Source organism: Psychrobacter sp. NZS113 (genome assembly GCF_015864825.1).
GTDB lineage: Bacteria > Pseudomonadota > Gammaproteobacteria > Pseudomonadales > Moraxellaceae > Psychrobacter.
The window spans coordinates 409984-431934 of sequence record NZ_JADYWL010000002.1; the positions used below are offsets into that span (position 1 = coordinate 409984).

24 protein-coding genes are annotated in these 21951 nt (G+C 43.1%); 14 read left to right on the forward strand and 10 right to left on the reverse strand.

Going from position 1 to position 21951, the window contains the following annotated elements:
- Window positions 1-83: 83 nt before the first annotated feature.
- Window positions 84-1001, forward strand: coding sequence for an ornithine carbamoyltransferase (argF, locus tag I6E61_RS04440; protein WP_197130443.1), 918 nt, complete (start codon window positions 84-86; stop codon window positions 999-1001).
- A gap of 144 nt (window positions 1002-1145) precedes the next feature.
- Here the strand turns inward: argF and rpiA are convergent, their stop codons facing one another.
- From rpiA to I6E61_RS04465, 5 genes are all read right to left on the reverse strand, one after another.
- Window positions 1146-1805: a ribose-5-phosphate isomerase RpiA gene (gene rpiA / locus I6E61_RS04445; RefSeq protein WP_197130446.1), complete on the reverse strand. Its 660-nt coding sequence runs from the start codon at window positions 1803-1805 to the stop codon at window positions 1146-1148.
- A 229-nt stretch (window positions 1806-2034) separates the two neighbouring features.
- Window positions 2035-3345 (reverse strand): arsenic transporter, encoded by a 1311-nt coding sequence (locus I6E61_RS04450; RefSeq protein ID WP_197130451.1) that lies wholly within the window; start codon window positions 3343-3345, stop codon window positions 2035-2037.
- Between the two features lie 67 nt (window positions 3346-3412).
- On the reverse strand, window positions 3413-4171 hold the full coding sequence (gene arsH, locus I6E61_RS04455; RefSeq protein WP_197130470.1) for an arsenical resistance protein ArsH: 759 nt from the start codon (window positions 4169-4171) through the stop codon (window positions 3413-3415).
- Window positions 4158-4565, reverse strand: coding sequence for an arsenate reductase (glutaredoxin) (gene arsC / locus I6E61_RS04460; RefSeq protein ID WP_197130473.1), 408 nt, complete (start codon window positions 4563-4565; stop codon window positions 4158-4160). The genes arsH and arsC overlap by 14 nt, the downstream gene beginning before the upstream one ends.
- A gap of 74 nt (window positions 4566-4639) precedes the next feature.
- Window positions 4640-5002, reverse strand: coding sequence for a helix-turn-helix transcriptional regulator (locus I6E61_RS04465; protein ID WP_194196647.1), 363 nt, complete (start codon window positions 5000-5002; stop codon window positions 4640-4642).
- A gap of 194 nt (window positions 5003-5196) precedes the next feature.
- Between I6E61_RS04465 and ilvA the strand changes: the two genes are divergently transcribed.
- Window positions 5197-6750 carry a threonine ammonia-lyase, biosynthetic gene (gene ilvA, locus I6E61_RS04470; protein WP_197130476.1) on the forward strand — a complete coding sequence of 518 codons (1554 nt, stop codon included), beginning with the start codon at window positions 5197-5199 and terminating at the stop codon, window positions 6748-6750.
- Window positions 6751-6930: 180 nt separating this feature from the next.
- Here ilvA and I6E61_RS14340 read toward each other — a convergent pair whose 3' ends face one another.
- Window positions 6931-7101, reverse strand: coding sequence for a hypothetical protein (locus I6E61_RS14340; RefSeq protein WP_227685690.1), 171 nt, complete (start codon window positions 7099-7101; stop codon window positions 6931-6933).
- On the opposite strand from I6E61_RS14340, the gene I6E61_RS14345 reads away from it, so the two are divergent.
- From I6E61_RS14345 to I6E61_RS04505, 7 genes are all read left to right on the forward strand, one after another.
- Window positions 7073-7249: an excalibur calcium-binding domain-containing protein gene (locus tag I6E61_RS14345; protein ID WP_320158570.1), complete on the forward strand. Its 177-nt coding sequence runs from the start codon at window positions 7073-7075 to the stop codon at window positions 7247-7249. The two genes, I6E61_RS14340 and I6E61_RS14345, sit on opposite strands and share 29 nt — an antisense overlap.
- 141 nt (window positions 7250-7390) lie before the next feature.
- Complete coding sequence (locus tag I6E61_RS04480) at window positions 7391-7813, forward strand: RNA-binding S4 domain-containing protein (RefSeq protein ID WP_197130482.1); 423 nt, start codon at window positions 7391-7393, stop codon at window positions 7811-7813.
- A gap of 207 nt (window positions 7814-8020) precedes the next feature.
- Window positions 8021-8518: a low molecular weight protein-tyrosine-phosphatase gene (locus I6E61_RS04485; RefSeq protein ID WP_197130485.1), complete on the forward strand. Its 498-nt coding sequence runs from the start codon at window positions 8021-8023 to the stop codon at window positions 8516-8518.
- 93 nt (window positions 8519-8611) lie between these two features.
- Window positions 8612-9760, forward strand: coding sequence for a UDP-N-acetylmuramate dehydrogenase (gene murB, locus I6E61_RS04490; protein WP_197130488.1), 1149 nt, complete (start codon window positions 8612-8614; stop codon window positions 9758-9760).
- On the forward strand, window positions 9750-10538 hold the full coding sequence (locus I6E61_RS04495; RefSeq protein WP_197130491.1) for a YdcF family protein: 789 nt from the start codon (window positions 9750-9752) through the stop codon (window positions 10536-10538). Before murB ends, I6E61_RS04495 begins: the two co-directional genes overlap by 11 nt.
- Before the next feature lie 140 nt (window positions 10539-10678).
- Window positions 10679-10972, forward strand: a complete 294-nt coding sequence (ccoS, locus tag I6E61_RS04500) for a cbb3-type cytochrome oxidase assembly protein CcoS (protein WP_197130494.1) — start codon at window positions 10679-10681, stop codon at window positions 10970-10972.
- A 207-nt stretch (window positions 10973-11179) separates the two neighbouring features.
- Window positions 11180-12082, forward strand: coding sequence for a sulfite exporter TauE/SafE family protein (locus I6E61_RS04505; RefSeq protein WP_197130497.1), 903 nt, complete (start codon window positions 11180-11182; stop codon window positions 12080-12082).
- A gap of 361 nt (window positions 12083-12443) precedes the next feature.
- On the opposite strand, the gene I6E61_RS04510 is transcribed toward I6E61_RS04505, so the two are convergent.
- Together I6E61_RS04510 and I6E61_RS04515 are read right to left on the reverse strand one after the other, a co-directional pair.
- Window positions 12444-13598, reverse strand: coding sequence for a DEAD/DEAH box helicase (locus tag I6E61_RS04510; protein ID WP_197130501.1), 1155 nt, complete (start codon window positions 13596-13598; stop codon window positions 12444-12446).
- Between the two features lie 280 nt (window positions 13599-13878).
- A complete protein-coding gene (locus I6E61_RS04515) occupies window positions 13879-14094 on the reverse strand; it encodes a cold-shock protein (RefSeq protein WP_197130504.1) in 216 nt (71 codons plus the stop codon).
- A gap of 464 nt (window positions 14095-14558) precedes the next feature.
- Here I6E61_RS04515 and aroQ point away from each other — a divergent pair, with 464 nt between their 5' ends.
- Window positions 14559-15095: a type II 3-dehydroquinate dehydratase gene (gene aroQ, locus I6E61_RS04520; protein WP_197130507.1), complete on the forward strand. Its 537-nt coding sequence runs from the start codon at window positions 14559-14561 to the stop codon at window positions 15093-15095.
- A 143-nt stretch (window positions 15096-15238) separates the two neighbouring features.
- Window positions 15239-16540, forward strand: coding sequence for an AarF/ABC1/UbiB kinase family protein (locus I6E61_RS04525; protein WP_194196657.1), 1302 nt, complete (start codon window positions 15239-15241; stop codon window positions 16538-16540).
- 43 nt (window positions 16541-16583) lie between these two features.
- Here I6E61_RS04525 and I6E61_RS04530 read toward each other — a convergent pair whose 3' ends face one another.
- Window positions 16584-17414 (reverse strand): ion transporter, encoded by an 831-nt coding sequence (locus tag I6E61_RS04530; protein WP_194196658.1) that lies wholly within the window; start codon window positions 17412-17414, stop codon window positions 16584-16586.
- Window positions 17415-17732: 318 nt separating this feature from the next.
- Between I6E61_RS04530 and I6E61_RS04535 the strand changes: the two genes are divergently transcribed.
- From I6E61_RS04535 to feoB, 3 genes are all read left to right on the forward strand, one after another.
- Window positions 17733-18482 carry a YebC/PmpR family DNA-binding transcriptional regulator gene (locus I6E61_RS04535; protein WP_194196659.1) on the forward strand — a complete coding sequence of 250 codons (750 nt, stop codon included), beginning with the start codon at window positions 17733-17735 and terminating at the stop codon, window positions 18480-18482.
- Window positions 18483-18713: 231 nt separating this feature from the next.
- Window positions 18714-19052 carry a FeoA domain-containing protein gene (locus tag I6E61_RS04540; protein ID WP_197130510.1) on the forward strand — a complete coding sequence of 113 codons (339 nt, stop codon included), beginning with the start codon at window positions 18714-18716 and terminating at the stop codon, window positions 19050-19052.
- 199 nt (window positions 19053-19251) lie between these two features.
- Window positions 19252-21171, forward strand: coding sequence for a ferrous iron transport protein B (feoB, locus tag I6E61_RS04545; RefSeq protein ID WP_197130513.1), 1920 nt, complete (start codon window positions 19252-19254; stop codon window positions 21169-21171).
- A 197-nt stretch (window positions 21172-21368) separates the two neighbouring features.
- Here feoB and I6E61_RS04550 read toward each other — a convergent pair whose 3' ends face one another.
- Entirely contained in the window at window positions 21369-21941 is a 573-nt protein-coding gene (locus I6E61_RS04550; protein ID WP_197130518.1) for a methylated-DNA--[protein]-cysteine S-methyltransferase, read from the reverse strand.
- Window positions 21942-21951 lie beyond the last annotated feature (10 nt).

The following is a 21951-nucleotide window of genomic DNA, read 5'->3' on the forward strand; positions in this document are numbered from 1 at the left end:
TTGTCACCCCAGTATACGCACTGATGCGATGCTATTGAAGACTGATAACGTTTCACTGACTGCGATCGACTGCTAGGATTACTATGAGTTTGCGCCATTTTTTGACCCTATCTGATTTAACCAAACAAGAACTAGAAACCCTTATCAAACGCGCAAGCGAATTACGTAAGATGCAACATGCTGGCGAGATATATCAGCCTTTTGTTGGTCGTACGCTGGGTATGATTTTTGAAAAATCCTCGACCCGCACGCGTATTTCTTTTGAAACAGGTATGGGCCAGTTTGGTGGTAATGCTATCTTTTTGTCGCCAAATGATACGCAGCTTGGACGTGGTGAGCCGCTAGAAGACTCAGCACGTGTGATCTCTAGTATGGTTGATATCATCATGATTCGTACCTTTGGTCACGAAAATGTTGAAACGTTTGCTGAATACTCAAGCGTTCCAATCATTAACGCTCTAACTGATGAGTACCATCCTTGCCAGTTGCTTGCTGATATGCAGACCTATTATGAGCATCGCGGCAGTATCGAAAATAAAATCGTCACATGGGTCGGTGATGGCAACAATATGTGTTCGTCATTTATGCAAGCAGCACACCAGTTTGGTTTTGAGCTACGTGTGGCAGCGCCTTACGGCTTTGAGCCAGATCCTAAATTGATGGAACGCTTCTCTCACTGCGTCAGCCTCGTTGAAAACGTGCAAGATGCGGCAAAAGACTCGAACCTAATCGTCACCGATGTATGGGCAAGTATGGGACAAGAGTCAGAGCAAAACACCCGCGCTCGTCGTTTTGCGCCTTATCAGGTAACACCATCACTGTTAGACAAAGCTGATCCTGAAGTCGTGTTTATGCATTGCTTGCCTGCGCATCGTGGTGAGGAAATTTCTCATGATATGTTAAATGATCCACGCTCGGTAGTGTGGGATGAAGCAGAGAATCGCTTGCATGCACAAAAAGCATTGATGGAGTTTTTGTTAAAAGACAAAATCAAAATCTAAGAAATATAGCTATAAGCTATTTATCAATGAATAAATATATAAAAGGCAGACCACATTGATTGCGGTCTGCCTTTTGTTTGCTACTACATAACAAGCTACTATAGCGTTTTTAACGGATGAGTGTCTTGTAACGAGCAAAAAGGTTTAACGAGTCAGTGTTGTTACCCCGTCACTGCTAGCTTTTAGCAATACATCAGCTTGATTGGCAGCGAAGATACCATTACATACCACACCTACGATATTGTTTAGCGTTTTCTCAAGCTCTATTGGATTACTCACATCCAAATCATAGGTGTCTAAAATCACGTTGCCATAATCGGTAACGAAATCTTCACGGTAGACTGGCTCACCGCCTAGACTAACCAATTGGCGTGCAACATAAGAGCGTGCTTGCGGTAGCACCTCGATCGGTACTGGGAACTCACGTCCAAGTATCTCGACACTCTTACTCTCATCAACCATGCATATAAATTTATTAGAAGCTGCTGCCACGATTTTTTCACGAGTGAGTGCGCCACCACCACCTTTAATGAGCTGCAAATGCTCATTTACTTCGTCCGCACCATCGATATAAATATCAAGCGTACCAGCAAAGTTTAAATCAACGATCTCAATACCAAGGGCACGAAGTTTGTCTTCAGTGACCTGTGAGCTAGCAACTGCGCCAGCAAGCTTTACTGTCGGTAATAATTCAATCAAGCAATTGACTGTGCTGCCTGTGCCTACACCAAGTATCATGCCATCTTCGACATAGTTTAGAGCAGCTTTGGCTGCGGCTTGCTTTTGTGCTTGCTGATCACTCATCATAAATCCTTGGAAAATAAACGGACAGTCAATTCTATATAAGTTGGATACGGCGTTAGACTCGCTTAGCCTACCACTTGTAGCACTTTCACTCGCCTGCCTTGTATCCAAATTATCTTGAACCGACTATATCATTATAAAAGAGGTAAAATGCGCCGCTATTATACCCGATGAGTTTGATCGATGTCAGCGTAATAGCCACGCTAATCACAAGAGATTCACTAAATCTTTAAAATGTAGACAGATAAGGCAACCAAAAAACTAAGGCCAGTAGCGTGACCAATAATACTGGCGGTGTAATAACCAGCCCAATTTTCATGTACTGTCCCCAACTGATTTTATAGTCTTTTTCTGCCAGTACATGGAGCCACAATAGTGTTGCCAGACTACCGATAGGCGTAAATTTCGGCCCCAGATCATTACCAATCACGTTGGCATAAATCATAAGCTCACGAGTGGCATCTGGTACTTGCGCACTATCGATAGCCAGTGCACCAACTAAGGTGGACGGCATATTATTCATGATAGATGCCACAATAGCAGATAGGAATCCCGTTCCCAATGTTGCGATAACGGCGCCTTGCTGTCCTAGCCAATTTAGCATTTGAGCACCATAGGCCGTCAAGCCTGCATTACCCAAACCATAAACCACCAAATACATACCGATTGAAAACAATACGATTTGCCAAGGGGCTTTTCGCAAAACATCAGATACTGAAACCACTGCACCGCGTCCACCTTGCCACCAACGACCTGCGATTGCCATTAGCACTAGCGCAGCGACGCCTGTCACAAACGAGATAGCAATGCCCAATGATTCTGTCGTAAAGTAAGCAACAAGTAATAATGCTAAAAGCGGAAAAGCCGCCTTAAAAACGAGCGGGTCTTCAATCGCAGTCTCTGGCGCACTCAGCTCAGCAACAGAGTAGTGTTTTGGAATGTGCCGCGCATAGACGACCCATAACACAGTGAGTGTCGCGATCACGGAAACGATATTGACCGGTACCATGACCGCCGCATAACGTCCAAAGCCAATGTCAAAATAATTGGCACTGACGATATTGACTAGATTAGACGTCACTAACGGCAAGCTTGCGGTATCAGCAATAAAGCCTGTCGCGATAATAAAAGCCAAAGCAGATGGCGGTGAAAACTTAAGACGCATCAAGATAGCGATGACAATCGGGGTCAATAGCAATGCTGCCCCGTCATTGGCAAAGAAGGCAGAAATAAACGCGCCTAAGATCACAATCATAGGAAACAATAGACGCCCTTGTCCATTGCCCAGTCTAGCGACGTGCAGCGCCGCCCAACCAAAGAATCCAGCTTTATCTAAGATAAGAGAGATAATAATAAGTGCGACAAAGGTAAAAGTTGCATCCCAAACAATATCCCACACAACACCAATATCCGAGATCTGTACCACGCCAAACGCTAAGGCGATCAATGCGCCACCCATTGCGCTCCAGCCGATACCCAGTCCTTTAGGTTGCCAAATCACTAAAATTAAAGTGACGATAAATATAGTCAATGCGATCATCGAGTAACCTTTCTAAGCTCAATTATTATAAGAAGCCGTATTAAAAAATACATGATGAGAGAGTAAATTAGAGGGATTTTTGATTGACGCGCTTCGATAGTTCTTCAGCGCTCTCTACCCGTTCAGAGTAGCGGTCAGTCAAATAGGCTGAGCGCCCACGAGTTAACCAAGTAAATTTCACCAACTCCTCACAGACATCAACGAGACGCAGATACAAAGGTGACTTATCCATACGGTCGCCGTCGTTAAATTCCAAAAATGCTTTGGGGATAGACGATTGATTGGGAATCGTAATCATCCGCATCCAACGACCAAGGATACGTAACTGATTGACCGTGTTGAAGCTTTGACTACCGCCACTCACTTGCATCACTGCCAATGTTTTACCTTGGGTCGGACGCACGCCACCTAATGACAGTGGAATCCAGTCGATTTGTACTTTCATGATACTGGTCATGCTGCCATGCCGTTCTGGACTCACCCAAAGCATGCCTTCTGACCACTGTGCTAGCTCTCGTAGCTCTTGCACTTTTGGATGATCTGCATCAGCGGCATCAGGCAGTGGCAAACCTGTCGGGTCAAATGTCCGAACCTCACAACCATACCAGCGCAGTAACCGACTCGCTTCTTCGCTTGCCAGCCTAGAAAATGAGCGCTGGCGTAAAGAGCCATATAGCACCAATATCTTGGGTGGATGGCGCGAATCATTTGGACCAATCAACGCTTCAATATCAATCGCTTGAATTTCATTTGCAGCAATACTAGGCAATTCATCTAAATTCGGTACATTATCTAGGCCAGACTGTTCTGTGTTAGCGTTTACCATGATGAATCACTTCCCCATCTTCTTTCGTAAAACTACTCACTGGGTGCTCTAATAACTCAAACACTCGCTCTGACGGACGGCATAACGCGGCGCCTTTATTGGTGAGCACTATAGGTCGGTTGATTAAAATAGGATGGGCAATCATCGCATCGATGATCTGATCATCAGATAATTCAGGATTGTCTAAACCTAACTCATCGTTAATCGACTCTTTGCTTCGTAATAGCTCTCGTGGGGTGATATTCATTTTTACCAATAGCTCAACTAGATACTCACGGGCTGGCGGGGTTTTGAGATACTCGACCACTTCAGGATGCTCACCTGAAGCATGCATAATGGCTAAGGTATTACGAGAGGTTCCGCATTTGGGATTATGAAAAATTAATGATGTCATAGTGATTTCACTTATTGTCTGAATATGTTTTTGAACTCTGGATATATTATTTGAATACAGTCTTAATAGTTATCTTACTCGCTGTTTGAGTCATTAGTATTAACGACCCCACATCCACTTAGACTGTCCATAAGGGACGCACACAATTCTGGATGTCCCGCGCAGCAGTCTTGCAATAGAAACTGAACGACAGCTTCCATGTGCGATAGCGAAGCACGATAGATAATTTGTCGGCTTTGACGTTGCGAAACCACCCACCCTGCTCGTGCCAGCACTGATAGATGCGCTGACATGGTGTTATGTGGTACGGATAATTGACGGGCAATTTCACCCGCAGGCAGACCCTCAGGCTCTTGACTGACAAGCAACCTAAAGGCTTTTAAACGAGTATCTTGAGAGAGCGCAGCAAAGCTTGCGATAGCATTATTTATTTCCATATGTCCAATAATATAGACATATTAAAATTATTCAATATTTTTTAATAAAATATTTGTACAAAACCAACCTTATCTTTCATCAAAACTTGAAATCATTGCAAAAACTGCAATAGGGTCTTGCAAGATAATCAAAATCGGCATAGGCTAATCTATTTCGTTTTTATATTCATCTACAACCTGTATTAGGGATCATTATGCTGTCAAACTGGGTACGAGCCATCTTACAAGCCACCGTCTATGACGTTGCGATTCAAACACCACTTGAAGCGGCACCCAAGCTGACCCAACGTTTTGCCAATGACATTCGTTTTAAACGCGAAGATTTACAACCGGTCAAATCCTTTAAATTGCGCGGTGCCTACAACCGTATCAGCCAATTGAGCGATGAGCAAAAAGCGCGCGGTGTCATTTGCGCATCGGCGGGCAATCACGCACAAGGCGTGGCCTACTCTGCTCGCAAACTTGATCTTAACAATATCATCGTGATGCCGACCACCACACCTGACATCAAAGTGGATGCCGTTAGAGCACTAGGCGGCAACGTCGATCTCCATGGCGACAGCTTCGATGAAGCCAATCGCTATGCAATCAATCGCGCTGAGACCGAAGGCTTAACCTTTATCCCGCCTTATGATGATGAATTGGTTATTGCGGGGCAAGGCACTATTGGTCTAGAACTGACGCAGCAGTGGCGAAATATGGATTACGTCTTCGTTGCGGTTGGCGGTGGTGGTCTCATCTCTGGTGTCGCGGCATTTTTAGGCGCAGTGGCTCCGCATGTCAAAGTCATCGCTGTAGAGGCGGAACAATCTGCCTGTTTAAAAGCAGCACTGGAAACAGGTGAACGCGTTAAGTTAGAACAAGTTGGCTTATTCGTCGATGGTGTGGCGGTTGCTCAAATTGGCGAGCTGCCTTTTGAAGTTGTCCGTACGCAAAAAAGTGATAGCTCAGGCCCTATCGTCGAACCTGATGTGATTACCTGCACCAATGATGAGGTCTGCGCCGCCGTCAAAGATATCTTTGAAGAAAACCGTAGCATCGTCGAGCCTGCTGGTGCCTTGTCTGTTGCAGGTATGAAAAAATATATCGCAGCCAATAATCTGCAAGGTAAAAACTGCGTCGGCATTATCTGCGGTGCCAATATGAACTTTGACCGTCTGCGTTATATCGCTGAGCGTACCGAAATCGGTGAGAAAAAAGAAGCCATTTTTGGCGTGACTATCCCTGAGCAAACAGGCGCCTTTTTAAACTTCTGCCGTAGCCTGCATGGACGTAATATCACTGAATTTAACTACCGTGCTGATAGCAAAAAATCACCAGACTCGATGGAACCTGCCTCAATATTCGTCGGTATCGCCTTAAAAGAAGGGGATAAAGAGCGTCAAACTATCAGTAACCAATTGGCCGCTGATGGCTACACCGCTTATGACTTGACCGATGATGAGGTCGCTAAATCTCATATCCGTCATTTGATTGGTGGTCATGCGCACGTCGAAAACGAACAGTTACTAAGTGTGGTATTCCCAGAACGTCCAGGCGCATTGCTGACTTTCTTAGAGAAGCTTGGCGATGATTTTAATATCACCTTGTTCCATTATCGTAATCACGGTGCTGCTGAAGGTCGTGTGTTGGTTGGCCTACAAGCTTCTGAAGGTAGCTCACGCCAATTACAAGATGCCCTACTCGATATTGGTTACGAATGCACCACACTCAATGACAACATTGGCTATCAATTGTTTTTGAAGTAATAAAAGCAGGTGCCAACCTCTCTCTACCCTGTTAGCTTTTTAATGGATTAAAAAGCTGACAATGGTGAGCGGATAGCAGCGGTCATTTTTAACAGTTATTAATGAGTGTGAAGCAATGATGAAAAATATATTAATGATCCTAATACTGCTGGTTTTGGTCGTTGTGGGTTATAAACTTTTTCAACCTGAGCGCGCACCGAGTAGCTCTATAACGGATTCATCCAATACGCCTCCAGTAGGCGCTGCTCTAACCACTGCTGACTTTGACGAGATACAACCCACGTATGTCGATTTAGACCCAAATTCAGAAGCAGTCCCAGTAATCAGTTCAACAACAAACTCACAGCCCACAACATCCAGCTTTTCATGTGATGGTAGACAACACTGCTCTCAGATGACCTCGTGCGAGGAGGCAACTTACTTTACACAACACTGTCCTAATACAAAAATGGACGGCAATCATGATGGCATACCTTGTGAACAGCAATGGTGTAACTGATTTCTGTAAACTAAAAATGCAATATATCCCCTATCTAGCCCATCAATCAAAAAAACTTATTTGCAAATATAAAATATGCCCTAATCTTATTAAGATTAGCTTATTTTAAATAAATACAGACATCCATATAGAGTAGCTGTTATGCAAAATAATACAAACAACAAAACCCAAGGCTTAGCCAAAATTCGCCTTGATAAATGGCTTTGGGCAGCGCGTTTTTATCGCACACGTACGCTTGCCAAACAAGCCATCGAGGGTGGACGAGTTCACTATGCTGGTAGCCGTGTAAAAACCAGCAAAGAGATTGCAGTCGGAGATGAATTAACCATCCGCCAAGGCTCAGCCACTGCCATGACCGAAAAGACCGTCATCGTTGAAGCGCTAACCACTCAACGTGGTAATGCGAGCGCAGCTGAAGTATTGTACTCAGAAACCAAAGAAAGTGAGACACGACGTGCTTATTATGCTGAACAGCGAAAACTTGCCAATTTGGCCCGTCCTGATAATAAACCTAATAAGAAAGAGCGCCGTGATTTGCATCGCTTTAAAAGCAACCAAGACTAGAATGCCAGCAGCCCCACACTGAATGATAGACAATATCGACAATAATATTCGTCATATGACCATATTGTTCAGCCTATGCTCTTGCCATTCATAGTATTAACCGTTACGCTGACAGCCGATTCAATCAATCAATTGCATGCTGATAAAAGCCGCATTAATAATGCTGCTCTCTTATGGCATGTTTTTTTTGTTATACAAGGTCATACTATGCTGATGAAAACCTGTACACCATCGTCTGTATTATTGGTTTGTTTAGGAAATATTTGCCGTTCACCAACTGCTGAAGAAGTTTTTCGTCAGCAAGCAGCGATTGCTGGATTATCAATAAAAGTAGACTCTGCAGGCACAGGTGATTGGCATATCGGTCATAAACCCGATGAGCGAGCACAGCGTCATGCCAAAGCGCATGGTTATAAAATCAATAAACTCATCGCACGCCAAGTAAATGATGATGACTTTCGCAATTTCGATTTGATTTTGGCAATGGATGCGCAGAACTTAGCCGACTTGCAAGCGCTCAAAAACAACATATCAGATAATCAACAAGATATGGCCAAGCTGGCATTATTCAGTGAAGAAGATCCAACGTATGGCGGTGATGATGTACCAGACCCTTATAAAGGCGGGGCCGATGACTTTGAAGAAGTCATTGAACGTATAGAATCAAGCGCACAAGCTTGGATTGAGAGTTGGAAAGCTTGCTAGCGATAAAAGCTAGATTTACACGCCTTTTGTGTCTCGCATCCTTTATAATGATTACTGTGTAATTTCTTATCTATTTGCCATATGGGTTACGTTATGAACTCAGTTTCATGTCTTGATTTTAATGATCAACCTGCCACAACAACGGATTCAGCAGCTAGCTTACTGCCTAATGAATCCGTTGATTTATCACACAGCAATACTATGGCACTGACCTGTATCGCTGACTATGTTGTGACGTTGACAGATGAGGCACAGCTTGACACCTTTATGGCAGACTATGCAAAAAATACAGGGCAAAAAAAGCCATTGTTTGTGCTGTCTGGTGGTAGCAACGTATTATTGCCCACACAACTAAATGCAATTGTGTTACAGCCGAAAATGCGTGGCATCAGCTTGACCGCCCAGACGGATAGTTACGTCGATATTGAAGTGATGGCAGGCGAAAACTGGCATGACTTGGTTGTCCATACAGTCAGTCAAGGTTGGTACGGATTAGAAAATCTTGCGCTAATACCTGGTCTCACTGGCGCTGCACCGATACAAAATATTGGTGCTTACGGTGTCCAGTTAGAAGACCACTTACAATATGTTCGCGCTTACCACATCCCCACCCAGACGTGGCATCAGCTATCAATCGCAGACTGTGAGTTTGGCTATCGCGACAGTATCTTTAAACAGACTCCTAATACATGGCTAATAAGCCGTGTAGGGTTCAGATTACACACAGATATAAGCAAAGTGTTAGCCAGTTACGGTGATGTACAGACAGTCGCACAACGTTATGCTGAACAGCAAAACCGAAACAAGGCTACTCCTGCTGATGTGATGCACGCTATTATAGATATTCGCCAACAGAAACTTCCAGATCCCAAACATCTGGCCAACTGTGGCAGTTTTTTTCAAAATCCGATTATTCCCCAAGAGCAATTCATTGCGTTACAAGCCTCTTATCCAGCTATCGTTGGTTATCCAATGCCTGATAATAAAATAAAAGTTGCAGCCGGTTGGCTCATTGAACAGGCAGGGTTAAAAGGTGGTGGTATTAAACCCATTGTCACTCATCAGCAGCAAGCACTGGTACTCACTAACCATGCTCCTTATCAAGCAACTCAAGAAGATGTGGCGATAGCACAGCGTTATATCACTGATACAATCTATGAGAAATTTGCGATTCAGTTATCGCGTGAGCCAGTTTGGGTAAATACTGACAGCTCGATTGGGCATGATGAGCATGTGGCCTAAAAAGTCACGGTCTAAGCGGCTGTTATCTAAGCGATTATGGCATTATTACTTGCGTTCAGCTGAGCGTATGATAACGCTGTTTCGTATCATTAATATTACCTTTTTGCTTGGCTCCACAGCCGTTATCTTAGTCCTCATTAGTTTATTCACACCTTTATTCTCGCAATCGATTGTTTATCTATTTACGCTACTTCCCTTGCCAAAGATACCTTCTGGAGCGGCGAGCTCTCCACCGACGGCCTATGTAGTATTAGGCGGCGGACTGACCAACGACCAGAACAATCAAATTATTTTAAACAGCTATAGTCTCAATCGTGCTCGTACTGCTGCGGGCGCTTATCACGACCTGCCCTTACCTATTGTACTCAGTGGTGCTGAAGCGCCTTGGCTCGGTCAATGGCTCATTGAGCATGATATTGATGGACTGATAAGCGAAAACGCCAGTATGAATACTTGCGAAAATGCACGATTTACCGCAAAGCGTATTCCACTACGTCACGTCTACCTCATCACTGATAGCTACCATATGGCACGCGCCCGTAGACAGTTTGCGCTAAATGGTATCAATACCACGCCTCTCAGCGCTCCTCTGCCAGTTGGTCGAGACTGGGAAAAACCTGCACAGAATCTAACTCATTCACGGCGCGCCGTTTATGAAGTCGCCGCTTATTTGCGTGATGTGATACGTCCGCAGATGGATTGTCGTCATGCCAGAGATGTCACTTCACAGCAGCTATTAACGCCTAGAGGCAATGCGGCAAAGTCACCTACAGAATAGAACTGAATTTATCATTTGAGCTAGATTTTATTTGATGATGAGCATAGCTAGCAGCTATTTCACTTTTATGTTCACAGGCAATCACCACATTAATAATAGGTGTATAATGCCACCAGAAATTGCTATCTAAGAGACTCTCCATGCTCAGTATATTTTTGTTAATTCCGTTAAGTCTCATGTTATTTGTGGTTGCCATTTGGGCAGTACGTTATGCGGTAAAATCAAACCAATTTGAAGACTTAGACAATGCCTCACAGCGCATTATATTGGATGATCGTCAAGAGCGTAGGCAGACCATGCAAGCTCATGAGAATGCTACATCTACTAAGCAAGCAAATGGTAGCACTGCAACTGATACAGCTGGTGATAAAACAAACGGTACTGACACAGAGTCCGTCAATCCTTCTAATATTGATAGCAATCCAAAAATATAGCCTCGAGAGATAGTCGGTTCGAGATCATCTAGAGGCAAGTAAGACAAATTCAAGTGTTACACATAATAGACTGAACAAGCCTAGCACCTTGTCTAATCAATATAGAACTGACCATATCTTGACTATACGTGACTCACGATTATGTTTCGTCCAATACCATCTATTTAAGTAGATTCAATCTTTCACTGTTTTTAGGAGAATCACCCCATGACCACAGCTTTGCTCGTTGCGGCATTACTAATGGGATTTTTTGGTTCACCACATTGTTTAGGTATGTGTGGTGGTCTTGTGACAGCGTTTGGCCTATCGATGAAAGATGCCAGTCCTGCTAAACGCCGCGCCCTTGTCGCCACCTATCATCTAGGCCGTTTGAGCAGTTATGCATTATTGGGCTTAATCGCAGGATTGATTGGAACCACTGTACTAGCGCCATTAATGATGGGCAATAGCATGCCACGTATTTTATTGGGCTTAGTATTGGTATTTGTTGGTGTCACCATGCTTGGCGCACCATTTTTAAACAAACTTGAACGTTTTGGTATGCGGTTTTGGCAGTATCTAAGCCCGCTGCGTCAAAAAGTATTTCCGCTCAACACGTTTCCACGTGCACTAACTGCTGGCTTACTTTGGGGTTTCTTGCCTTGTGGATTGGTGTATGGTGCCTTACTCATCGCCGTAGTTGCTCATAATCCACTGAATGGTGCGGCACTCATGTTTGTCTTTGGCTTAGGGACAATACCGATGTTGGTCGCCACTCACGAAACGGTTGGCTGGTTACGTGACAAAATTGGACGCTTTCGTTTAAGACAGCTAAATGGCGCTGTCATGGTCATATCAGGTTTGGCCGTTGCGGTCGTACCGATGGTCATGTCAAGTATGCATGGTGGGCATGATATGTCTAATATGCATGGCGATCATATGCAAATGAGCGACTCAGAAATGACGGACATGCCTATAGATGCAGATATGGATCACAGCAGTCACCATATGATGCCATCGGATGACAGCACATCTCACCAAAGCATGGATCATAGTATGCATGATATGAGTGATGCGTCGATGGACATGAATCATAATGAACACTCTGAAACGATGGAACACGCTCAATAGAGTTCATCAACCACAGATATAGTCAGTGAACTACTAAACCGCTACGGCGTTATCCTCCTTGGATGTAATACATGTACAATCTGCAGTTGGCTGCCTTGTACCCATTTTAGAGTTCTTTGACTATATTATTAGAATATAACATTGCGTGCTATCAAAGCTTGCCGTACAAAAAAGCCCTTAACATCAATATGAATGTTAAGGGCTTTTATCATTTTATTCGCTGCACACTATAGTTAATTCAGCTTAAAAGAGAGTCAAGGCAACCGAGTACCGATGTATATTTAATACTTCAAGCAAGGTTAACGCTGTCACTCTTTTATAGAGGATTGACTACATAGAAAAACTAGCAGCTTTAAAAGTACTACTCTTGCCATTGTTCAAGCGAAAACTTAGTATCCAAATGTTTTTCTAAGGCGGGTACATTGAACGCGTCATCCTCACTCACAAAACTAATGCTGATACCTGTTTGTCCAGCACGCCCCGTACGACCAATACGATGCACGTAATCGTCTGGCTGATCAGGCAAGGTATAGTTAACCACATGACTGATATCGTCGACATGGATACCGCGCCCAGCGACATCTGTTGCGACCAAGATAGAAGCATGACCATCTTTAAAGCGCTGCAGGTATTTTTCACGTTTTTGCTGTATCACATCACCTGACAGCATCACGATTTTGTGGTCTGCACGCAGCTTGTGGTATAAACGCTTAACTTGGTCTTTACGGTTGGCAAATACGATGACTTTGTCTACTGCAGGATCACTAATAATACGCTGCAATGCTTCTAATTTCTGATCTTCTGTCAGTAAGTAAAAGTGCTGATCGACCAACTCACTGGTTTTGTGCTCAGGCTCAATTTCAACAAACTGCGGCTCATGTAACCAGCGATAAGCCAAATTCATCACATCTTGGTTAAAGGTGGCAGAGAATAGTAAGCTCTGACGGTCTGTATTGGCTGGCATCCGGCCTACTAGACGCTTGATATCAGGAATAAACCCCATATCCAACATACGATCCGCTTCATCCAACACCAATACTTCAACGCGATCTAAGTAGACCATGCCTTTATTCGCAAGGTCGATCAAACGTCCAGGAGTCGCAACCAAAATATCAACATATTGACGCTCAAGCTCATGCTGCTGTGTTTCATAATTGGTACCACCCATGATACACACGCTATGTAGGGCCGTATATTTAGTCAAAGCGATACAATCATCAAATATTTGCTGGGCAAGCTCACGGGTGGGTGCCATTACAACTGCACGTGGCTCACCTAAATAGCGCTCTTCATCACTCGTAAAAGGACGCTTAAGCAGTGCCTCCATGATCGTCAATAAGAAAGTCGCTGTCTTACCAGTACCTGTTTGAGCCTGTCCAATAGCGTCTTGATTTGCCAACGTATGTGGTAGTATTTGCGCTTGGATAGGCGTCAATGCAGTAAACCCTAAATCACTGACAGCACGTAATGTCTGTGCTGAAAGCGGCAAATCAGTAAATGTCGTAAAATTACTCAAAAAAATATCCTTTTTGTATTAATCACTTGTATGTTGTCCATCGTAAGCAAACGCATTATAGAACGTTATAATACTATATAGCGTCATCAATAATCATCGCCACATCAAGTCTATAGATAACTGATAGCTACTCAGACATAAAAAAGCCAAGCCCGATACTTACTCTGACCTAATATGCTGAAATTTACTCAACATAGGTAAGATAAGACGGGCTTGACTCAGTAGTATATCAGTAGTTTGTACAGACATTATAGCTAAACCGCTCTAATGACCGGATAGATTACTCGTCTACTTTTCTAACTTCTTCAGCTTGAAGACCTTTTTCGCCTTCTACCACACTGAATTCAACCTTTGCGCCATCTGTTAAAGAGCGATAGCCATCACCTTGAATCGCGCGGAAATGGACAAAAATATCTTCTCCGCTCTCACGTTGAATGAAACCAAAACCTTTTGAATCATTAAACCACTTAACAGTACCTTGCTCACGAGCTGACATAATATTACTTCCTAAAAAAGTCCGCTTAGCCCCAAATTCCTTTGCAACATTGCATACAAACGGGATCTAAGATTATGAAATCAAAAAACTTAAGAGTCCTACACTAATTACTATTACTAACGTATAGCTTTTATGATAGACAATTATCTCTACAGACATTTTTTACGCTTATAGAGACGATAAGTAGCTTTCATACTAGCCTTACTTTAGCTATAGCAACAAACTTGCAATAATTATTGCATAAAAAATATCATAGCACGGGTTTTTAGCAACATAAAGACTTTTAGCATGCTTTTTTACTTTCAGGTTGATTTTTCATGTAATTTTTTTATAACCACCATTAGCAAGCTGTTATCATAAACAAATAAGCACCATTGAGTGACATAATTCGCTTTTTTTACGATCCTTATGCCCTACAATAAAAGATAAACCACTAACCTTACTTAATCGCTATAGAGACCAGTATGATGACCTCATCACAACCTACCACAGTATTAGAGACTTCTAGTCAAAGCAGCACTAAACAACTTACTCATAAGCTGCTGTTGGTCAACGGGGTCAACTTAAACTTATTAGGTAAGCGTGAGCCTGATATTTATGGTCACGCAACGCTTGCTGATATCGAAAAACGCTTGATTGCACGTGCTGCTCAGCATGATATCGAATTGATTTGCATACAATCAAATCATGAAGGTCAGCTGGTAGATGATATCCAACATCATGGACTGTTAGCAGATGCGACAGCGCAAGTAGATGCTATTATCATTAACCCTGCTGCATTCACGCATACTTCAGTTGCTCTACGTGATGCCCTATTGGCCACACAAAAGCCATTCATAGAAGTACACTTATCTAATGTTCATGCACGCGAGCCCTTTCGCCATCATTCTTATTTGAGCGATGTTGCAGTCGGAGTTATTTGTGGTTTGGGACAGATGGGTTATCAAATGGCACTAGATTATTGGCTCAACAACCTCTACTCTATCAACCTTAGCGACTAACAATTATGTGTTATTTCTTGAAGTGATAGTTTTAGGTGCTAATAATAATTGTTTGTGAGTGTTCAAGATGAATAAATCAACTATAGTTTGATTAAAATACTAGCATTATGGCTGAATAAACAACCCAATATACGGTGATATGAATGGCAAAATCGTCTGGAAAGCGCTTTATGAAACTCGCTGGCATGACTGCAAGTATTGCCGGAAAAGCAGCTAAAAACTCATTTAAGCACCTATCAAGCGATGAAGAGAAACGTCTGCAAGCACGCTCAGAGCTCATGCAAGATGTGGGAATTCAGATAGCTGAGACACTTGGTGAAATGAAAGGCGCCGTCATGAAAGTGGGGCAAATTGCGTCACAATATAAAGACGTGTTTCCGCCTGAGGTTGCCACTGCTCTAGAAAAGCTGCAAAAAGATGCGCCGCCCATGCCATACGCACAGATACAAGCACAGATAGAACGTGAGCTTAAAGCGCCTGTGGGAGAGCTATTCAACGAGTTTGAAGAAACACCATTTGCTGCTGCCTCTATTGGGCAAGTGCATAAAGCCGTATTGCCCTCTGGTCAGAGAGTCGTCGTCAAAGTTCAATATCCCGATGTGGATGAAAACTGTGATAGCGACCTTAAACAAGTACGCATGGCTTTGAAAATTGCTGGCGTGCTCAATATGAGCAAGCAATTACAAGAACAGTTGTTTCATGAGATTCGCCAAAGTTTGCATGATGAGTTGGACTACATTAAAGAAGCGCATAACTTACGCGTATTTGGTGCATTTCATGCAGAGGACGAAGGTCTTATTATTCCGAAAGTTATTAGCAGCCACTCTTCTAAACGGATTTTGACACTGACTGAAGAGATGGGAGAAACGCTCACCGTCGCAGCGAGTTGGGATAATGATATCAAACAAGAAATAGCCAAACGCCTGTTTCATTTTACTGCAGGGCAGCTATTTGGACTGTATCGTATGCACTGTGACCCACATCCTGGCAACTTTGCCTTTCGCAAAGATGGTAGCGTCGTGGCTTATGATTTCGGCGGTATTCGCAGTTATAGTGACAACGAGGTTCAACTGTTTCGACGTTTCGCTAAACATGCGATTAAAAGTGATGTAACTGCCCTTGAGCAAGATTTGGTGGCGTTAGATATTCGCCGTGATGATGATAAAAACATCCCTGGTGAATTCTATGAAAAATGGCTATCCATTGGCCTAAAGCCCTTTTCCATTGAACCTTACCAGAAAGGCGCTTTCGATTTTGGTAGCAGTCAAATACACCACGAAGCCATTGCACAAATGCGAACATCTTTGAAGTATTTCGGTCAGTTTCAGCCTTCTGCGACGACCATGATGCTCGACCGAACCGTGTCAGGACAATATTGGAATCTGGTCAATTTGGGCGTAGATATTGACTTATCACCGCTTATCAGTGAGTACATCGATATATAGCATGATACGAAGTAAAAACTTATATCAAAGCAGCTAGGCCATACTAAACGTGCAGCGCATGTCCACAGCGATCACAAAACTCTGCTGCGATGGCATGACCAAACTTACCACAGTTGGGACAAGTAACGGGATTGAGTTGAGGACGCATATTACGTGCTAGCTCAGAAGTAAAAATACCTGTAGGTACGGCAATGATCGAATAACCCGTAATCATGACCATGCTCGCAATCGCTTGACCAAGCGGGGTCTTGGGTGACATATCACCATAACCGACCGTCGTCATCGTAACGACCGCCCAGTAGATAGACAGCGGAATACTGGTAAAACCGTTCTCGGGCCCTTCTACTACGTAGATAATCGAGCCAAAAATCGTAACTAATAGTACGAGAGATAAGAAGAATACCGTGATCTTTTGCTGACTGGTCTTAAGCGCCGAGGCCAAAAATCCTGCTTGTTGCATATAAGCTTTGAGCTTGAGTACGCGAAAGATACGTAAAATGCGCAAAACGCGTATGACGAGTAGATACTGCACACCTACGAACATTAGGCTTAAGTAACTTGGTAATACGGACAACAAATCCACAACCCCAAAAAAACTAAAAGCGTAACGCAAGCGATTAGGGGCTGAAAATAACCGTAAGGCATATTCCATCGTAAATAAAATGGTAAAAAACCATTCTGCGTAAAAGAATATAACGCCATACTGCAAGCGCATATACAGCACACTATCAAGCATAACCACAGCCACACTGGCCAAGATTGCAATCAATAATACAATATCAAAAAGTTTGCCTAAACGAGTATCCGTGCCTTCAATAATGACATGAATACGGTTACGCAAGTGTGTAATGGCTTCGGCAGTGAGTTGCTTCATAGAGTCGGTAGCTTCATAAAATCAATGGCTTGATGGCATCCAATGACTTAAAATGTGATGGATAAGGCCAAGTTAGTCAAAATACACAAAACTGGTTTATAATATTGCTCACCTATCACAGTGAATACAATCTATAAGTTGCCACAGTGTAGCAAAAAAGCACTCTCAACAACATACAAATCGTTAACGTGTCAGTAGCTCTATTACTTTAAAGAGATAGTGCCATCTATATGATAAGACACGTGACTTAGTAATAAAGATGATTAATAAACACTTTTTTAAGCACAATAAATAGTACGCAGAACTTAAGGATATTATATGGCAGGCCATTCAAAGTGGGCAAATATCAAACACCGCAAAGCTCGTCAGGATGCGGTAAAAGGTAAAGTATTTACCAAGATTATCCGTGAAATTGTTTCTGCTGCCAAGCAAGGTGACCCCGACCCTGATAAAAACCCGCGCTTACGTGCCGTTATCGAAAAAGCATTATCTGTCAACATGACCCGCGACACGATTAACCGTGCGGTCGACCGTGGTACAGGCGGCGGCGACAATGAAAACATGGAAGATGTTAGCTACGAAGGTTATGGTGTCGGCGGTGTGGCAGTATTGGTCGAAACCATGACTGATAACCTAAATCGTACGGTCAGCGAAGTACGTCATGCTTTCACAAAAAATGAAGGTAATCTTGGCACTACAGGTTCAGTGGCTTACCTGTTTACCAAACGCGGCGAAATCACCTTTAACGATGTGAGTTTAGAGGATGAAGTCATGCTGGCAGCACTAGATGCTGGTGCCCTCGATATCGAAAATGATGGCGAAAGCTTACTGGTCATCACTGAATGGGAAAGCTTCGGTCAAGTTCAAGATGCGCTTAATGCAGCGGGCCTTGTCTCTGACAATGCGGAAGTAACCATGTCGCCATCCACCATTGCTGAAATAGACAATGTTGAAGATGCCGAAAAAGTCATGAAGATGATTGATATGCTAGAAGATATCGATGATGTACAAGAGGTTTATAGCAATGTGAACTTCTCTGCTGACGTAATGGCACAGCTTGAAGGATGATCGATACAGTCTCAAATGTGTCTTATGTTACTGAACTTTGAGACCTAAATATCAGAAATAACCTTTAGTATTAATCATTTAAATCTTAGAGCCAGACAGTTTCTTACTGTCTGGTTTTTTGTTGTCACAAGCACCCTTATAAATATTGTTTTTGTGAAAGTTGAGGAATATAATCGCACACAAACAGTAATAGTTATTATTTGCAATAATGCGAATAATTAAGGACTCTCTATGAGTATTACGATCCTCCCTTCTCAAAATCTCACTACCGATACATCTACTCTTTCTGATAATAAAACCACATTATCGCCTGTGTGTTCATTACTGGATTTCGATAAGCGTCAACCTGCCATTATTGATGAGATTGTCGCCAATAATCGGTTTGGTGAGATCGATGGCGCTATCAGTCAACGACTAAAAGATTTAGGGTTTTTACCTAATACTTTGATTCACATTGTAGCCAAAGGGTTATTTGGTAAGCCACCTTATGCCGTACAGCTGAGCACTGGCGCACAGTTTAGCTTACGTGCCGATGAACTGATAAAAATACAATGCCGCGCTGTCACATAAAGGCAAATGATAAAAGGCACTAATTATTGGATGCCCATCTGCTCTATCCAAATGCTTTTCTCATATAGTCGACTCCATTTAAAAGTAGTACAAGACAACCGAGTGTAGACGTATATTAAATACGTTAAGCGAGGTTAACGCAGTAACACTTTTTTAGTGAAATGACGATACCAGTCCTTTAACAGCGATTCATAAGCTTATGTCCTCTTCAGTAACCCTTTCAGTACCAGCCAATCAAATAAAAGCCAGCACTGCTCCTATCACACTGGCTTTGGTCGGCGCCCCCAATTGCGGCAAAACAGCTACCTTCAATGTACTTACAGGCTCTAAAGCTAAAGTGGCAAACTACTCTGGCGTCACGGTTGATAAACGCAGTGCTAGCCTACTTGGGCACTCAAACGTCAATATTTTAGATCTACCGGGCACTTATAGTTTAAAAACAGCCAGTCTCGATGAAGAAGTCACTCGTAAAGTACTGTTTGGTCAGATGCCTGGCGAATCTGTCCCTGATGGGATTATATTTGTGGCTGATGCAACCAATCTACGTATGTCATTACGTATGTTGCTAGAGCTGAAAAACTTAGGCTTACCCATCATCGTGGCGCTCAATCTAAGTGATGTGGCGCAGAGCCGTGGTTTGGTCGTCGATGAGTCGATACTATCAAATGAGCTGGGTGTTCCTTTCGTACAAACAGTCGCCATTAAACGTAAAGGCTGCACGCAGTTACTCACCTTAGCCGATGAGCTGATTGATTATATTGGTAATAGCGAGCAGCCCATACATTTTTTTGAGACTGATACTGACACCCATACGATGTACCAACAGGCTGACGATATTCTCAGCCGAGCCATGACGGCAGCACAGCGTTTGCCCAAATGGCATGAACGTCTAGACCAATTGACACTTCACCCCGTGATAGGTGTTGTCATCTTATTGATGATTTTATTTATCATATTTCAAGCAGTATATGCATGGGCCACACCACTGATGGACAGCATTGAGTGGCTAGTAGGCAGCGTGGGAACTCTGTTATCACAATGGCTGCCGGATGGAATATTACAAAGTCTCATTGTAGATGGCATCGTGGCTGGTGTGGGTAGCGTTGTGGTGTTTGTGCCACAGATTGCATTACTGTTTTTGTTTTTGTTGATACTTGAAGATTCAGGGTATCTGCCTCGAGCCGCTTTTTTGTTAGACAATCTATTGGCCAAGATAGGTCTGTCTGGACGCTCGTTTATTCCCCTATTATCAGGGTTTGCGTGCGCCGTACCAGCGGTTATGTCGACCCGTACTATTCCTAGTCACACAGAGCGATTGGTAGCGATTGCTGTTTTACCCATGCTAACCTGTTCGGCTCGTTTACCTATTTATGCACTCATTATTGCCGCTGTTATACCCAATCATACGGTACTTGGCATATTTAATTTGCAAGGCATTACGTTATTTATACTATATGTGGCTGGCACGTTTTCAGCAGCGCTTATCTCTTGGCTGTTCAAGCGCTTCCATAGCACAAAATCAGAGTCTTCGGCTTTTCCTTTATTGATGGAACTACCCACATATCGTATGCCCAATGTTAGGCATATAGCGGGTGAGCTTTGGGACAAAGTAAGTGCGTTTCTCATGAAGGCTGGTACCGTTATTTTCACCTTATCTGTTGTGCTATGGGTGTTGGTTACTTTTCCAGAAGCCCCTACTGGTGCCACTGGCCCCGCTATTGATTACAGCTTTGCTGGTATGCTTGGGCATTTAATTGAGCCTATCTTTGCACCTATTGGCTTTACATGGCAGATGTGTATTTCGTTAATTCCAGGGCTTGCAGCAAGAGAAGTCGTGGTGGCGGCTTTGGGTACAGTATATGCCGTGGGTAGTGTTGGTGATGAAGCTATCAATCAAACGCTTATCCCGATTATTCATGCCCAGTGGGGACTTGCGACTGCTTTTGCATTTTTAGCATTTTACGTATATGCACCTATGTGTTTGGCCACGCTGACGGTTATCCGCCGCGAGACCAAATCGTTAAAGCAGACGTTAGCCATCACTGGCTACTTGTTTGTATTGGCTTATGTCATGGCTTGGGTAGTTTATCGAATAACGGGCCAGATTTTTGGATTCTAAGGAGTTAATAATGAGTATATGGTTAGAATATTTTATCGTCTTTATAATCGTTGCCATCTCTATTTACTATGTATGGACAAAGGTTATATTTAAGAAGTCACAAGGCTGCTCTGGCTGTAATAAATGCGCCAAATAAAAAAGCACCAAACCCCATTACAGGTTTGGTGCTCAATCGATTCATAAAAAAATATTTACGCTTATGGTTTACATTTGATCCCTTCAAGCGCTAACAGATATTCTTTTTTATCTAGCCCGCCTGTGTAACCGCCAAGTTTACCGTCGCTAGCAATCACTCGATGACAAGGCACGATAATACTAAAAGGGTTTTTGCTATTGGCATTGGCAACGGCACGAAACCCTTTAGGACTATCAACACGCTTTGCTAATGTGGCATAGCTGATCGTTTCGCCATGATTGATATCTTGTAGTGCCTGCCATACTTGCTGCTGGAATTTAGTGCCCAAGCTCATATCTATCGGCAAATCAAACGCCTGAAGTTCACCTTTAAAATACGCCGTTAATTGCGCGATGGCTTCTATTAACAATGCTTGAGAAGGTTCGTTCTCGCTTAGGCTATTATTGTCTATAAAGGTAAAGTCTTGTTCTGTAAGCTTATAATGCTTTTTAAGTTTAGGAATAGATTTTGAGTGCTGCCAAGAGTTACCTGCTAGCAACCAATTGGCTTCAACGAGCATAGGGTGACCATGCTCATTGACACGGGCGATTAGCGTTAGTCGATGTGATCCAAAGGCTGCGGTGGTAACTATCATGGCTTCTACT